Here is a 14,363-nt window from a genome sequence, read left to right as displayed (position 1 = left end):
TGCCGAGGGTGGCAGCCGGTTCGAGCGGAACATTGGCCTTACCGCGAAGTAACATCAGTGTTCGTTCAAGCATTCGTTCCGGCTACTCACACCGGTGACAATTTCGGGACTTTGGGCGACCCCGTTTCCCTCACTCTGATGAGTGCTCGCCCCGTCGGGGGCCGCGGATCAGCAGCACGGCGCCGGCGAGGGCCAGCAGACCGCCCGCGATGCCGCCCAGGAGGGGCGCGGTCTCGCCGAGCAACTTCAGCCGGCCGCCGTCCTCGGAGGCCAGCTCGGCCTGCTCACGCCGGGTCTCCTCGGTGAACTCCAGCCGGTCGCTGGCCAGCAGGGTGACCGCGTCCTTCTGTGAACCCGGGGCCCGCAGCGTCTTCTTCGGCGCGATCAGCGCGTTCATGATCCGCCCCGTGCGCCGGTCCACGGTCAGCTCGATCCTCGCGTTGGAGTACCACTCCTCCGCCGGCACCTGGCCCGGCTTCGAGCTGCCCACCAGCACACCGGGCACCAGACGGGTGCCGGTCCGGGTGGCCTTGACGCTGCCGGCGAAGCGGTAGCCCTCGTGCCCGCCGACCTTGGTGACCTGCTGGAACTCCAGCGGAACGGTGGCCCCCAGGGTGCTGTCCCACCAGGAGTACGAGCGCTTCTCGACGTCGAACGGGAACTTCAGGTAGGCCTCGCCCTCGAACGCGGGCTTCTCGTCGCAGCAGTGCACCGGCAGGTTCGTCCGGCGGTCGGTCACCCAGCGCTCGGTGGTCCACTGCAGGGATTTCCGCGGGTCGCCCAGCGCGAGCGTCTTCGGCGAGTCGATCTGGGTCGACACGTCCCAGATCGCGTTTCCGCTGCGCTCGCCGCCCGCGACGTCCCCCAGCACCCGGCGGGTGATCGTGATCGTCTGGCCGTCCACCGTGGAGACGGCCCCGGTGTCGAAGTAGCTGCCCTGACCGCTGAAGACCGTCGTGGAGTCCACATCGGTCGGCGTGCGCTTGGCGCGCGGCTCCACGTACCAGATAAGCAGCTGGGTGAGCACCAGCAGGAAGACTCCGACACCCAGCAGAATCAGGGACAAAGGTGATATCGAACGACGCATACGGGTACTCCAATACGGGCGCGACGTGCGGGGGCTCGTGGGCCGTGTGGGAAGAGGGCGCACACACGGGGTGCAGCCTGTCCGGGGCGAGAGTGCGTACCCGGGAGTAACAGTCCTGTGGCGGCGAAATTAGGCGGCTCTTGACCACCTGTCAATGCGCCTTCCATACTGGCCGCGCCGGACCGGGCCGGCGCGCTGGGTGACAGACCTCGATGACCGAGAGGCCGATCATCCTCATGTCCAGACTGCTCGCCGCCTTCCTGACCTGCGTCGCCGCCGCCCTCCTGGCCGCAGGCGCCGCCTTCGGAATCGTCACCGCTCTCGACGCCACACCCGAGCAGCAGAATGTGCCGCTCGTCACGTTCCCCGAACCGCCCGCGGACGGCCCGTCCGGCACGGCGGGCTCCGGCGCGGGCTAGGTTGGGGCATGAAGCCCGCGGACCGAGCGCGTACGGACCGGACACTCAGGAGCGGTGCGGTGGAAGCCTCGTCAGCGTGGCACGACGTGCCACGAAAACGGATTCAGCAGTTCGCCGACCGCGCCCTGGAGCAGGTCCCCGAACTGGCACAGGACATCCTCGCCGCGATCCGGCGGGAGTATCCGGGTCTGGTGCTCCTCCCCGACGAGTCCGGAGAGCCGAAGGCCCTGGTGGCGATCCGGCACGCGCTCGAGCTCTTCGTGGAACAGATGACCACGGGGTCGGACCGGCCGCGCGCCCTCCCGGAGCTGTTCCGGGACTTCGGGCGCGGCGAGGTCTCACAGGGGCGCAGCCTGGACTCCTTGCAGGGGATATACCGGCTGGGCGTGCGCCTTTCCTGGCGGCGTATGGCGGAGGTCGGCCAGCAGGTCGACATCCCGCCTTCGGCCATGTACGAACTCGCCGAGTCCGCGTTCGAGTACCTCGATGTCATGGTGGCCCAGTCGGTACGGGGCTACGCCGAGGCCGTCGCCCGTCAGGCCGGGGAACGGCTGCGCCTGCAACGGCTCCTCGTCGATCTCCTGCTCACCGAACACCGTGGGGATCCGACCGCCCTGCTCGCCGACCGCGCGGCCGACCTGGGCTGGCAACTGCCCGGGAAGGTGGCGGTGGCGGTGCTGCTCCGCCCTGCCCAGGAGGCCGTCGCCCCTGCCGTGGGCGACGAGATGCTGCTCGACATGGAGGGCGCGCAGCCGCGCCTGGTCGTACCGGATCCGGACGCCCCCGGACGCGCGGAGCTGCTGGACCGGGCCGTGACCGGCTGGTCCGGGGCGATCGGCCCGTCGGTTCCGCTGGCGGAGGCCGTCACGTCACTGCGCTGGGCGGAGGCCGCCGTCGGGATGATCGAGCAGGGTCTGCTGCCGCGGGGGCGGCTCCTGCACTGCGGCGAGCACGTCGAGGCCCTGGTGCTGCTGCCCGCGGGTGAGCTGATCGACGATCTGGCGCGGCGGCGGCTCGCGCGGCTCGACGAGGCCGGCGGCCCGGCGCACGCCCACCGGCTCGCCGAGACGCTGCTCGCCTGGCTGGAGACGCGGGGTGGTGCTCCGGAGGTGGCCGCCCGGCTCGGGGTCCACCCGCAGACCGTGCGCTACCGGCTGAGGCAGCTCCGTGAGTTGTGGGGCGACGACCTGGACGACCCGGACCGCCGCTTCGAACTGGAGCTGGCGCTTCGCACCCGGCGGCTGCGCGGAGATCTCGCGCCACCGCCCGACTGACTCGGGGCGGTACCGACGTACCGCACGACACCTCGCGTCTCACGGCGTGAGCTTCGCCAAGGCGAACGATTCGCTGATCGCCCGTGTGCCCGATCGCGCCAGGACGGACGGGTCCGACAAGACGGATTCCGGCCGGAGGCACTCCGGGAAAGAGGCCGGATGCCCGTGTTTCCCGTGTGCGGCGGGCTCGCGCCTCTCACGCGTGGGGGCGCCTGGGCCGCCGAAGTCGCCTTGCTGCGGTCGGTGTTGCCGTGAAAACCTTCTTCGCACAAGCATTCCGGGAAATGTTGTGCGTACGGGGGAGTTGGGTTCATGGCTGTCACGGTGCCGGACTGGGCGGACACGCTCCTTGATCTGGTGGGGGTGAACTGGCCCAACGTGGACGAGGACGCCTACCGGGAGATGGCGGACGCGCTGCGGGAGTTCGCGGACGATCTCGCCGACGACGGTCAGCTCGCCAACAACCACATGGAGCGTCTGCTGTCGTCGGGGCACGGCGAAGCGATGGACGCGCTGAACGAGCACTGGGGCAAGGTCAAGGGCAAGCACCTGAAGGACATCGTGTCCGGGGCCCGGACGATCGCGGGCGCGCTGGACATGGCGGCGGGCGCGATCGAGACCATGAAGTGGAAGGCGGTCGCGGAGCTCGGGATCCTGGCGGGCCAGACGGGTCTGGCCATGGCGCTGATCCCGGTGACCGGTGGTCTGTCGGCACTGCTGGGTGCCGGGGCGATCGCCTACACGAAGAAGCAGCTGCTGAAGTTCATCACGGGCGCGATGGAGGAGGCGGTCGGTCACATCGTCGGGGTGATGACCGAACCGGCCGTGGCGGCGCTGGAGAACATGGCCGCGGACCTGGTGGTCCAGATCGGCATGGACGCCCTGGGTGTCCAGAACGGTGTGGACCCCGGTCAGACGCAGCAGGCCGGCAAGGACGGCCTGAACCTCGCCTCCGTCGGCGGCGGTGGCGGTCGCCCCGGGGGCGGCTTCCACATCGAGCACGACGAGCACGACAACGCCGGCACGAAGCTGAACGGCGTCAGCGCCGGCATCCACGGCAAGACCGCCGGAAAACTGACCAAGGCGAAGACGGCCCAAGGCCGCAACAAGGGCCGGGACAGCATCGCCGACGCCCTGGACCCGGTCATCGACAAGGCCATGGGCGCCCTGGTGAAGTCGGCCGGCACGATGGGCGACCACGTCGGCAAGACGCTGCCGAGGGTCGTGAAGCAGATCTCCGTCGACCACAAGAACAACGACGACGCCATCCGCGACCGCCTCGCCCGCCGGCGCAAGGGCACCGACGACGAGCAGGGCCCGAACGGCAGGCCTGGCGCCGGTAACCGCAAGGCCGACGGCCTCGACACGGCACGGGCAAGGCCGGAGCCGCTGAGGGATGCCGCCTCCGATCCACGCCGCCACGGCATCGAGCTCAGGAAGAAGACCTGCGAGACCGACCCGGTCGACGTCGCCACCGGCGAGATGACCCTGCGGCAGACGGACCTGTCCCTGCCGGGAAGCCTCCCGCTCGTCCTCAGCCGCACACACCTGTCGGATTACCGCTACGGCCACTGGTTCGGCCGCAGCTGGGCCTCCACCCTGGACGAACGCCTCGAACTCGACCCCCTCGGCGCCGGCGCGGTCTGGGCCCGCGAGGACGGCTCCCTCCTCGTCTACCCGAACCTGCCCGCGCCCGGTGGCGAGCCCGTCCTGCCCCTGGAGGGCCCGCGCCTCGCGCTGCACCACGGCGGACAGGTCGAGGACCGAACGACCTACCGGGTCACCGACCCGCACACCGGACTCACCCGTTCTTTCACCGGCAGCCCCTACCACCCCTCCATCGGCTACTGGCTCACCGAGGTCAAGGACCGCAACGACCACCGCATAGCCTTCTCCCGCCGCCCCGACGGCACCCCGACCGCTGTCACCCACAGCGGCGGATACACGGTCCAGATCACCACCGAGAACGCCCGCGTCCACGCGCTCGCCCTGCGCACACCCGAGGGCCCGGTCACCGTCATGCGCTTCGGCCACGACGAGCGCGGCGACCTCACCGAGGTCGTCAACTCCTCCGACCTGCCCTTGCGGCTCGGCTACGACCCCGACGGCCGGATCACCTCCTGGACCGACCGCAACGGCTCCGTCTACCGCTACGTCTACGACGCCGTCGGCCGCGTCGTGCGCACCGTCGGCCCCGACGGCTGCCTCTCCGCGACGTTCGCGTACGACACGCACCCCGAGACCGGGGACCGGATCACCCGTTTCACGGACTCGACGGGCGCAACGAAGGTCTACGTCCTCAACGACCGTCTCCAGGTCGTCTCGGAGACCGACGCGCTGGGTCATACGGTCCGTCGGACCTGGGACCGATACGACCGGCTCCTCTCCCTCACCGACCCTCTCGGCCACACCACTGCGTACACCTGGGACGAGCAAGGCAACAGGACCGGGATCACCTGGGCCGACGGGCAGACCTCCACGGCTTCCTACGACGAGCGGAATCTCCCCACGACGGTCAGCGCGCCTGGTGGAGCCGTACGGACGCTGGCCTACGACGACCGCGGCAACCGGACGGCCGAGACCGATCCGACCGGCTCCACCACGCTCTTCACCTACGACCGGGCAGGGCGGCTCGCAGCCGTCGAGGACGCGCTGGGGAACGTGACCCGCGTGCGGTGCGACGGCGCCGGGCTCCCCGTCACGGTGACCGACCCGCTCGATGGGCGCACCCGGTACGAGCGGGACTCCTTCGGACGCCCCGTGCGCATCACGGACGCGCTCGGCGCGACCACACAGCTCGAATGGACGGTGGAGGGCAGGCCGGCCCGTCGCGTCGAGCCCGACGGCACCCAGCAGTCCTGGACGTACGACGGAGAGGGGAACTGCGTCGCCCACACGGACGCCATGGGCGCGGTCTCCCGCTTCGAGTACACGCACTTCGACAAGCTGTCCGCGCGTACCGGGCCTGACGGCGTCAGGTACGAGTTCGCCTACGACACCGAGCTGCGCCTCACGGCGGTCACCGATCCTCGGCGTCTGACCTGGCGGTACACGTACGACAGTACGGGCCGGCTCGTCTCCGAGACGGACTTCGACAGTCGCGTGCTGTCCTACGCCTACGACGCCGCGGGGCGCCTGACCGAACGTCTCAACGGTGCGGGGCAGCGGGTCGGGTTCGCCTACAACGAGCTCGGCCAGGCCACGAGCAAGGACGCCTCCGGCTCCGTGACGTCCTACGCCTACGACGCCGCCGGGCGCATGGCGCGGATCACGGGCCCGGACGCGGAACTGAGCCGGACCCGGGACCTGTGCGGACGCGTCGTCTCGGAGACCGTCAACGGCAGGACGACGACTTTCGCCTACGACGCGGCAGGCCGTCGCATCGCGCGCACCACACCCACCGGAGCCCACTCCAGCTGGACCTACGATGCCGCTGGCCGCCGGACCTCGCTCCGCACCAACGGACGGACCATCACCTTCGAACGGGACGCGGTCGGGCATGAGCTGGTCCGCCGCATCGGTGAGTCGGTCGCGGTCACCCAGACGTTCGACACGCAGGGCCGGGTGGCCGTCCAGCACGTCACGGGTCGGGGCCGGCCGGCACAGCACCGCACGTACGCCTACCGCGCGGACGGCCATCTCGTCGGGGTCGACGACCGGCTCTCGGGAAGCCGCCGTTTCGACCTCGACGCCGGAGGCAGGGTCACCGCGGTCACCGCCGAGGGATGGTCCGAGCGGTACGCCTACGACGAGACCGGCAGCCAGGCCGAGGCCTCCTGGCCCGCGTCCCATCCCGGCCAGGAGGCCATCGGCCCCCGGACCTACTCCGGCACACGTCTCGTCGAGGCGGGAAACGTGCGTTACGAGCACGACGCTCAGGGGCGCGTCGTCCTTCGCCGGCAGAAGCATCTCTCACGGAAGCCCAGCACCTGGCACTACGCGTGGGATGCCGAGGACCGCCTCGTTTCGGTCACCACGCCCGACGGTGCTCGGTGGCGCTACGCGTACGACCCCGTCGGCCGGCGCATCGCCAAACAACGTCTGGCCGCGGACGGTGCGGGCATCGTGGAGCGGACCGACTTCACCTGGGACGGCAGCACTCTCTGCGAGCAGACCACCCACGCGGACTTCCTGCCACACCCGGTCACTCTCACCTGGGACCACGACGGTCTGCGGCCGCTGGCCCAGACCGAGCGGATCCTCGGGCGGGACACGCCCCAGAGCGAGGTCGACACACGCTTCTTCGCCATCGTGACCGACCTCGTGGGCACTCCCAGCGAACTGGTCGACGAGAACGGCGACATAGCCTGGCGCACGCGTGGCACGCTCTGGGGCGGCACGACCTGGGCCGCCACCAGTACGGCGTACACGCCCCTGAGGTTTCCCGGCCAGTACTTCGATCCGGAAACAGGTCTGCACCACAACTTCCGCCGGCATTACGACCCGCAGACCGGGCGTTATCTCTCCCCGGACCCCCTCGGTCTGGCGCCCGCCCCGAACCCGGCGGTCTACGTCCACAACCCTCACACGTGGAGCGACCACCTCGGGCTCGCACCCGAGTGTCCCGACGACGACACACAGTCCCTCTGGAAGGCGCCACAGAGGAATCAGGGCGACGCCCAGGAGAGAGACGGATATCTGGAGGAGAACTTCCCCGGCGGCCCGGACGACCCCTACATGAACGGCCTCGTCTATTTCGCGAAGGAACGGGAACTCGCCGAGAAGTACGCACCTCACTACGGTGAAGGAATCATCGAGGTGAGGATCCCGAAGGCGGACTACGATGCACGCTACGCACAGTATGAACGCCCCTACGAAGGCGGCCCGCTGACGGAGCTCGAGATACCGAACACCGTGGTGGAAGAGCTCAACAAGTACCCAAGGATCCGACACAAGTGACGCTTGCAGAACCGTGGCAGAAGGCCAAGGAGAGGTACCCCGTGGGCTCCACCGCGCGAGGAGTCGTCAAAGCCCGTTTCGACTTCGGCGTATTCCTCGAACTGGAGGAAGCACCTGCGGTGAAAGGGTTCGTCGACATCGTGTCGTACAACCCGGGCGATCAGGGCGGCGAGACTCCGGCACCGCTCCCGAACGTCGGTGAGACGGTCGAGGGGACCGTGGTGAGCCTGGTCGACCGGGACCAGCAGATTCGGCTTCAGGTCGGGCCTCCGCCCTGGGGAGGCCCGGCCCGGACGGAGTGAGCAGGAGGTACGGCGAGTACGGGGCGGAGCGGGGAGCGCGGGTGTTGACGAACCGGCCGCGGCCGCGGGGGCTCCGCCTTTGAGCTGTCAGGCGTGGTTGACCGGGAGGACGTCCGGGGACAGGACGCCGGCGTGAGCCGAGGACGAGGTCATGCGGCGGCGGTGGTGGCGGCGGCAGAGGACCTCGTAACCGATCTCCTCGGCGGGGCGGTTCACGTCGCCGACGACGACCTGCTCGCCCTCGACGACCATCTCGCCGCCGACCGTACGGGCGTTGTGGGTGGCGCGGGCGCCGCACCAGCACAGCGCCTCGACCTGGAGCTGCTCGATCCGGTCCGCGAGCTCGATCAGCCGCTGTGAACCGGGGAAGAGCTTGGTCCGGAAGTCGGTGGTGATCCCGAAGGCGAAGACGTCCATGTCGAGGTCGTCGACGATACGGGCGAGCTGGTCGATCTGCTCGGGGGCGAGGAACTGCGCCTCGTCGACGATCACGTAGTCGGCCTTGCCGCCCTGCGAGAGCTGGGTGACGAGGTACGCGTACAGGTCCATGCCCTGCGGAGCCTCGACCGCCTCCGTCACCAGGCCGAGCCGGGAGGACAGCTTGCCCTCGCCCGCCCGGTCGTCACGGGTGAAGATCACGCCCTGGAGCCCCCGCGCGTCGCGGTTGTGGGCGATCTGGAGCGCCAGGGTGCTCTTCCCGCAGTCCATGGTTCCGGAGAAGAAGACCAGCTCGGGCATGACGGAACGGGGACCTTTCAGGTCGTGGGGAAGGTGAGGATGCCGGAGGGGCTCAGGAACGGACTTCGAGCAGCGGGACGAGCTGCTCCGCGGCGGTCATGGAACCGTGCATGCCGACCATCGCGGACTCGTGGGGCTCGTTGACGGAGGCGGTGATCGCCACGTCGTCGTGGGCCGCGGCGACGACGTCGCCGATCCGGCCGTACACGCGCTCGTCGATCTCGTCGCCGAACCAGCCGAGGGAGATCGCCTCGTCGCGGCTCGCCACCCAGAACTGTTCGCCGATCACCTCGCGCCAGCAGGTGAGGACGTCCGCCTCGGCGCCGGGCACGGCGTAGACGTGACGGGCCCGCCCCTCGCCGCCGAGGAGGGCGACGCCGGCGCGCAGCTCCCAGTCCTCGTCGAAGTCGATGCGGTGCTGGTCGTCGAAGGGGATGTCGACCATGCCGTGGTCGGCCGTGACGTACAGCGTGGAACGGGGCGGCAGCTGCTCGGCGAGCCGCTGCACGAGCCGGTCGACGAACATCAGCTGGCCGCGCCAGGCGTCGGACTCGATGCCGAAGCGGTGTCCTGCGCCGTCGAGTTCGCTGTAGTACGTGTAGACCAGCGAGCGGTCACCGGCGGCGAGCTGCTCGGCGGCGAAGTCCATGCGCTCCTCGCCGGAGAGCCGCCCGTGAAACGTTCCGCCGCTGAGCGCGACCTTGGTGAGCGGGGTCTGCTCGAAGATCGGGGAGGACACCTGGGCGGTGTGGATCCCGGCCTCGTGCGCGAGCTGGAAGACGGTGGGGTACGGCTGCCAGACGTGCGGCGCGGTCCACGGCTTCCAGCGCAGCTGGTTCATCAGCCCGCCGGTCGCGGGGTCGCGCACGGTGTAGCCGGGCAGGCCGTGCGTACCGGGGTAGCGGCCGGTGCCGACGGAGGCCAGCGAGGTCGCCGTGGTGGCGGGGAAGCCGGCGGTGACGGGGCGGCCCGTGCCGCCCCGCGAGGAGCCGAGGAGCGAGGTGAGGTAGGGGGCCTCGTCGGGGTGCGCCGCGATCTGCTCCCAGCCGAGTCCGTCGATCAGGAAGACGCAGTTCCGGTCGGCCGGGGCCAGCTCGGCGATCCGCGGCGTGAAACCGGGCACGCCCTGGCCGGCGACGAGCGTCGGCAGCAGGTCGCCGAGGGAACCGAAGGTGTACTCGGGGACCGGCGCGGTCTCCGGGGCGAGCGGGACCGGATCGTCGGGCCAGCCGTGGCTCACGGCGGTGGGCTGGACCATCAGCGGGTGGGGGCGGCGGTGGCCGCGATGGCTTCGGAGAGGGCCTGGGCGAACGCGAGGGTCTGCCGGACGGTGTCCGGACCGTCCCCGGCCTCGCTCACCCGCAGGCTGAGGTCGTCGGCCGTGGCGTTGCCCGTGTAGCCGTGGTCGGCGTCGCAGTTGGAGTCGCCGCAGGCGGCGGGCTCCAGGTCGATGCGGGAGACGGCGCCCCAGCCGATGGTGAGGACCACCTCGCGGGGCAGCGTGCCCGGCGTGTACGACTCCGGGTTGGCGACCACGCGGCTGACGACGACGGACGAGATCCGGTCGAGCTTCACGGACTCGGTCGACGTCGTGGCGTACGGCGTCGGGGAGCTGGTGTCGGCGGCCTGCTCGTCGGTGTGGCTGACGATGAAGCGGTGCGGCGTCAGGACGAGGACGGTGACGTGGCGCCGGACCTCGTTCGCGTCGAAGGTGGTCTCCTGGTGCACCACGTACGACGCGACGGCCTCGCCGCCGACGGCGGACTCCACCGCCTCGGCCACGAGGGCCGGGTAGTAGCCGCTGCGCTCGATCGCCGCGCGCAGCCCCTGGGTCGTCGTACCGGTCTTCGCCATGGACTCCATCCTACGGGGCGGCGGGGCCCCCTCAGGTCCCTCGGTGGCTCTCCGGGCCCCTCAGTAGCTCGGCAGGCTGCGCGGCCCCAGGTCGGTCCGGGGCGGCGGCGGGGCCAGCCGGACGGTGGCGCCGAGGACCGAGAGTCCGCGCGGCGCCACGACCACCGGCTCCAGGGAGACGGCGACCACCTCGGGGTGGTCGTCGACGAGCCGGGAGACCCGGAGCAGGACCTCCTCGAGGGCCGGGGTGTCGACGGGCGCGGAGCCGCGCCAGCCGAAGAGCAGCGGGGCGGTACGGAGGGAACGGACCAGTTCGGCGACGTCCCGGTCCGTGGCGGGGACCAGCCGGTGGGCCGTGTCGCCGAGCAGCTCGGACGCGGCGCCCGAGAGGCCGAAGGAGAGGACGGCCCCGACGGCCGGGTCGATGGCGGAACGGACGACGGTGTCGACGCCCCGGGGAACCATGGCCTGCACGACCGGCTGGAGCTCCTCGGGCTTGCCGAGGACCTCGGTCAGCTCCGCGTACGCCGTGCGCAGCTGTTGCTCGGACGCCAGGTCGAGCCGGACTCCGCCGAGGTCGGGGCGGTGGCGGAGGTGCGGCGCGGTCGTCTTGAGGGCGACCGGGTAGCCGAGCCGGCCGGCGGCCGCGACGGCGGCGTCGGGCGTCGGCGCGGACAGGGTCGGCCGGACGGCGATCCCGTACCGCGCGAGCAGCTCCCCGGTCTGCTCGGTGTCGAGGGTCACACCCCGGGGATCGGCTTCCTCGCCGGCGCCGAGCACCCGCTCGATGAGCGCGGCGGCCCCGGCCTCGTCGATGTCCTCGTACGCGGGGACCCGTCCGGGCTCGGCCGCCTGCCGCCGCCACTGCCCGTACCGCACGGCCTCGGCCAACGCCCGCACGGCCCGCTCGGCGGCGGGGTAGGCGGGGATGGTGCTCCCGACCGCACCGGCCGCGGTGCCCGTGGCCGCCGCCTCCGGGCCGTCGTCGGAACCGGCCGGGGACCCGGCGGGGGGACCCCCGGCCGACGTCCCGGTCCGGGCCTCGGCCGGTGCTCCGGCCTGGGCCGCGGCTCCGGCTCCGGCTCCGGTCGGCGCCGCGGGTTCCTGCTGTGTCGGCGTTCCGGGCCGTGGACCGGCGCCCGGGCCCGGGCCGCCGCTCCGGACCGGCGCCGCCGGTCGCGTGCTCGTCGCGATGGCGAGGGCCTCCGCGAGGCCGCCCATCTCGACGTGGACGACCACGACCGGCTTCGTCGGGGCCGGGGCGGAGGCGACGGCCTCGCGGAGGGAGGCGGCGAGGACCTCGCCGTCGCCGAACTCGGTGGCCCCGTTCTCGCCGACCCAGGGGATCGCGTTGACGACGACCGCGTCGGAGGTCTCGTCCGCGAGCGCCGCCGCCAGCGCGTCCCGGAAGTCCGCGGGCTCCGCCGCCGTCGTCAGGTCCAGCGGCCGCAGCGGGCGCAGCCCCTCCGTCAGGCAGGCGTCGTATGTGAGGAGGCCCAGCGACTCGGAGTTGCCGAGGATCGCGACCCGGGGCCCGGCGGGCAGCGGCTGGGCGGCGAGGAGCAGTCCTGCGTCCACGAGCTCGGTGACCGTGTCGACCCGGATCACACCGGCCTGGCGGAGCAGCGCGGAGACCGTGGCGTGCGGGACACGGGTGACCGGCACCCGGTGGCCCGGCGGGGCGCTGCCGCTGTGGCGGGCGCCCTTGACCACGACGACGGGCTTGACGGCCGCGGTGCGGCGGGCCAGCCGGGTGAACTTCCGGGGGTTGCCGATCGACTCCAGGTAGAGGAGGACGACGTCGGTTCCGGGGTCGTCGTACCAGTGCTGGAGGAAGTCGTTGCCGGAGACGTCGGCGCGGTTGCCGGCCGAGATGAAGGAGGAGAGGCCGGCGCCCCGCCGGTGCAGTCCGGCGAGGAGGGCGATGCCGATCGCACCGGACTGGGTGAAGAGCCCGATCCGCCCGGCGGCGGGCGTCTGGGGGGCGAGGGAGGCGTTGAGCCGGACGTCGGCGGCGGTGTTGATGATCCCGAAGGCGTTGGGGCCGATGATCCGCATCCCGTACGAGCGGGCCTGCCGTACGAGCGCGCGCTGCCGCTCGCGGCCGGCGGCCCCGCTCTCCGCGTATCCGGCGGAGAGGACGACGAGACCCTGCACACCGTGCTCGCCGCAGTCCGCGACGGCCTCCGGCACCCGTTCGGCGGGGACGGCGACGATCGCGAGGTCCACCGGCTCGCCGATGGCGGCGACGGAGGGGTGGGCGGGGACGCCGTCGAACTCCGCCGCCCCGCCGGGGGGAAGCGCGGCGTTGACCGCGTACACGCGTCCGGTGAAGCCGGCTCCGAGGAGGTTGCGCAGGACGGTCCGGCCGACGCCGCCGGGGGCGCGCCCGGCTCCGACGACGGCGACGGACCGGGGGGTGAGGAGGCGTTGCACGGAACGGGCCTCGGCCCGCTGCTCCCGTGCCCGCTGGACGGCGAGGGAGCGGTCGGTGGGTTCGAGGTCGAGGTGGAGCCGTACGGACCCGTCCTCGAAGCTGCGCTTCTGGGTGTAGCCCGCGTCGGTGAAGACCTTGATCATCTTGGTGTTGGCGGGAAGGACCTCGGCGGCGAAGCGCCGGATGTCCCGTTCCCGCGCGACGGCCGCGATGTGTTCGAGGAGGGCGGAGGCGACGCCGCGTCCCTGGTGGGCGTCCTGGACCAGGAAGGCGACCTCGGCCTCGTCGGCCGGCGCGGAGGCGGGCAGTCCGCGGTCGTCGATGCGGTCGTAGCGCACGGTGGCGATGAACTCGCCGCCCACGGTCGCCGCGAGCCCGACCCGGTCCACGAAGTCGTGGTGGGTGAAGCGGTGGACGTCCTTGGCGGAGAGCCGGGGGTACGGGGCGAAGAAGCGGTAGTACTTCGACTCGGCCGAGACCTGCTCGTAGAAGCTGACGAGACGGTCGGCGTCGTCGGCGGTGATGGGCCTGATGCGCGCGGTGCCGCCGTCACGGAGCACCACGTCCGCTTCCCAGTGGTCGGGGTAGTCGTGCTGCGGTGGTTCCGGACTCGCCGGTGGTGCGGGTGGCGTGGGTGATGCGGGTGTTGCCGGTCGTTCCGCCGCTTCCGACTGCTCCGACGCGCTCTGCATGGGGCCAGCCTACGGCCGCGACACGACGGTGGTACCGCTCGCGCGGCGGGTGCACGCCGTGCAAGGTGGGGGCAACCCCGTGCAAGGTGGGAGCACGCCGTGCGCGGCGCGGGAGGGCCGAAGGGCGGTCCGGTCCGGGCCGGAGGTCGGCGCGAGCACCGAGCATCCCGTGAGAGACTGGTCTAGACAACCCCTTAAGACTTGAAGGGCAACACCATGGCTGAGCGCCGCGTCAACGTCGGCTGGGCCGAGGGCCTGCACGCCCGCCCCGCGTCCATCTTCGTCCGTGCCGCCACGGCTTCCGGCGTCCCGGTGACGATCGCCAAGTCCGACGGCTCCCCGGTGAACGCCGCTTCCATGCTCGCGGTGCTCGGCCTGGGCGCGCAGGGCGGCGAGGAGATCGTCCTCGCTTCGGAGGCCGAGGGCGCCGAGGCCGCCCTGGACCGTCTGGCGAAGCTGGTCGCCGAGGGTCTCGACGAGCTTCCCGAGACCGTCTGATCCGGGTCGCCCCCCCCGCTACGACGAAAGGCCGTGACCGCCGGAATTCCGGCGGTCACGGCCTTTCTCATTTACAAATCCCCCCGTTAGGGGCGGTGGCTTTTTAACAAAAGTACCAGGCCACGCTATGGTTGGTGTTTATATAGGTGGTGGGCGGTTAAGT

General features: G+C 71.5%; 10 protein-coding genes. 5 read left to right on the top strand and 5 right to left on the bottom strand.

The window, feature by feature from the left end:
- Positions 1-130 precede the first annotated feature (130 nt).
- Positions 131-1,087 carry a DUF3068 domain-containing protein gene (locus tag ACFWUY_RS31750; RefSeq protein ID WP_384117828.1) on the bottom strand — a complete coding sequence of 319 codons (957 nt, stop codon included), beginning with the start codon at positions 1,085-1,087 and terminating at the stop codon, positions 131-133.
- Between the two features lie 212 nt (positions 1,088-1,299).
- Here ACFWUY_RS31750 and ACFWUY_RS31745 point away from each other — a divergent pair, with 212 nt between their 5' ends.
- The 4 genes from ACFWUY_RS31745 (at position 1,300) to ACFWUY_RS31730 (ending at position 7,981) form a co-directional block, all read left to right on the top strand.
- Positions 1,300-1,506, top strand: a complete 207-nt coding sequence (locus ACFWUY_RS31745; protein WP_384117826.1) for a hypothetical protein — start codon at positions 1,300-1,302, stop codon at positions 1,504-1,506.
- An 86-nt stretch (positions 1,507-1,592) separates the two neighbouring features.
- Complete coding sequence (locus tag ACFWUY_RS31740) at positions 1,593-2,780, top strand: PucR family transcriptional regulator (protein ID WP_384117824.1); 1,188 nt, start codon at positions 1,593-1,595, stop codon at positions 2,778-2,780.
- Positions 2,781-3,092: 312 nt separating this feature from the next.
- Positions 3,093-7,679, top strand: coding sequence for a DUF6531 domain-containing protein (locus tag ACFWUY_RS31735; protein ID WP_384117817.1), 4,587 nt, complete (start codon positions 3,093-3,095; stop codon positions 7,677-7,679).
- A complete protein-coding gene (locus ACFWUY_RS31730) occupies positions 7,676-7,981 on the top strand; it encodes a hypothetical protein (RefSeq protein WP_384117811.1) in 306 nt (101 codons plus the stop codon). Before ACFWUY_RS31735 ends, ACFWUY_RS31730 begins: the two co-directional genes overlap by 4 nt.
- An 87-nt stretch (positions 7,982-8,068) precedes the next feature.
- On the opposite strand, the gene ACFWUY_RS31725 is transcribed toward ACFWUY_RS31730, so the two are convergent.
- From ACFWUY_RS31725 to ACFWUY_RS31710, 4 genes are read right to left on the bottom strand one after another with little or no spacing between them, the layout of a single operon-like run.
- Positions 8,069-8,719, bottom strand: coding sequence for a thymidine kinase (locus tag ACFWUY_RS31725; RefSeq protein ID WP_384117806.1), 651 nt, complete (start codon positions 8,717-8,719; stop codon positions 8,069-8,071).
- Positions 8,720-8,771: 52 nt separating this feature from the next.
- Positions 8,772-9,977, bottom strand: a complete 1,206-nt coding sequence (locus tag ACFWUY_RS31720; protein WP_384117801.1) for an alkaline phosphatase family protein — start codon at positions 9,975-9,977, stop codon at positions 8,772-8,774.
- Positions 9,977-10,573 carry a DUF5998 family protein gene (locus ACFWUY_RS31715; protein WP_384117795.1) on the bottom strand — a complete coding sequence of 199 codons (597 nt, stop codon included), beginning with the start codon at positions 10,571-10,573 and terminating at the stop codon, positions 9,977-9,979. The genes ACFWUY_RS31720 and ACFWUY_RS31715 overlap by 1 nt, the downstream gene beginning before the upstream one ends.
- A 60-nt stretch (positions 10,574-10,633) precedes the next feature.
- Positions 10,634-13,702, bottom strand: a complete 3,069-nt coding sequence (locus ACFWUY_RS31710) for a GNAT family N-acetyltransferase (RefSeq protein WP_384117790.1) — start codon at positions 13,700-13,702, stop codon at positions 10,634-10,636.
- Between the two features lie 216 nt (positions 13,703-13,918).
- Between ACFWUY_RS31710 and ACFWUY_RS31705 the strand changes: the two genes are divergently transcribed.
- Positions 13,919-14,200: an HPr family phosphocarrier protein gene (locus ACFWUY_RS31705; protein ID WP_384117785.1), complete on the top strand. Its 282-nt coding sequence runs from the start codon at positions 13,919-13,921 to the stop codon at positions 14,198-14,200.
- Positions 14,201-14,363 lie beyond the last annotated feature (163 nt).

It is taken from the genome of Streptomyces sp. NPDC058664 (assembly GCF_042716635.1).
Taxonomy (GTDB): Bacteria; Actinomycetota; Actinomycetes; order Streptomycetales; family Streptomycetaceae; genus Streptomyces.
This window is presented reverse-complemented; position numbering and strand designations above follow the sequence as displayed.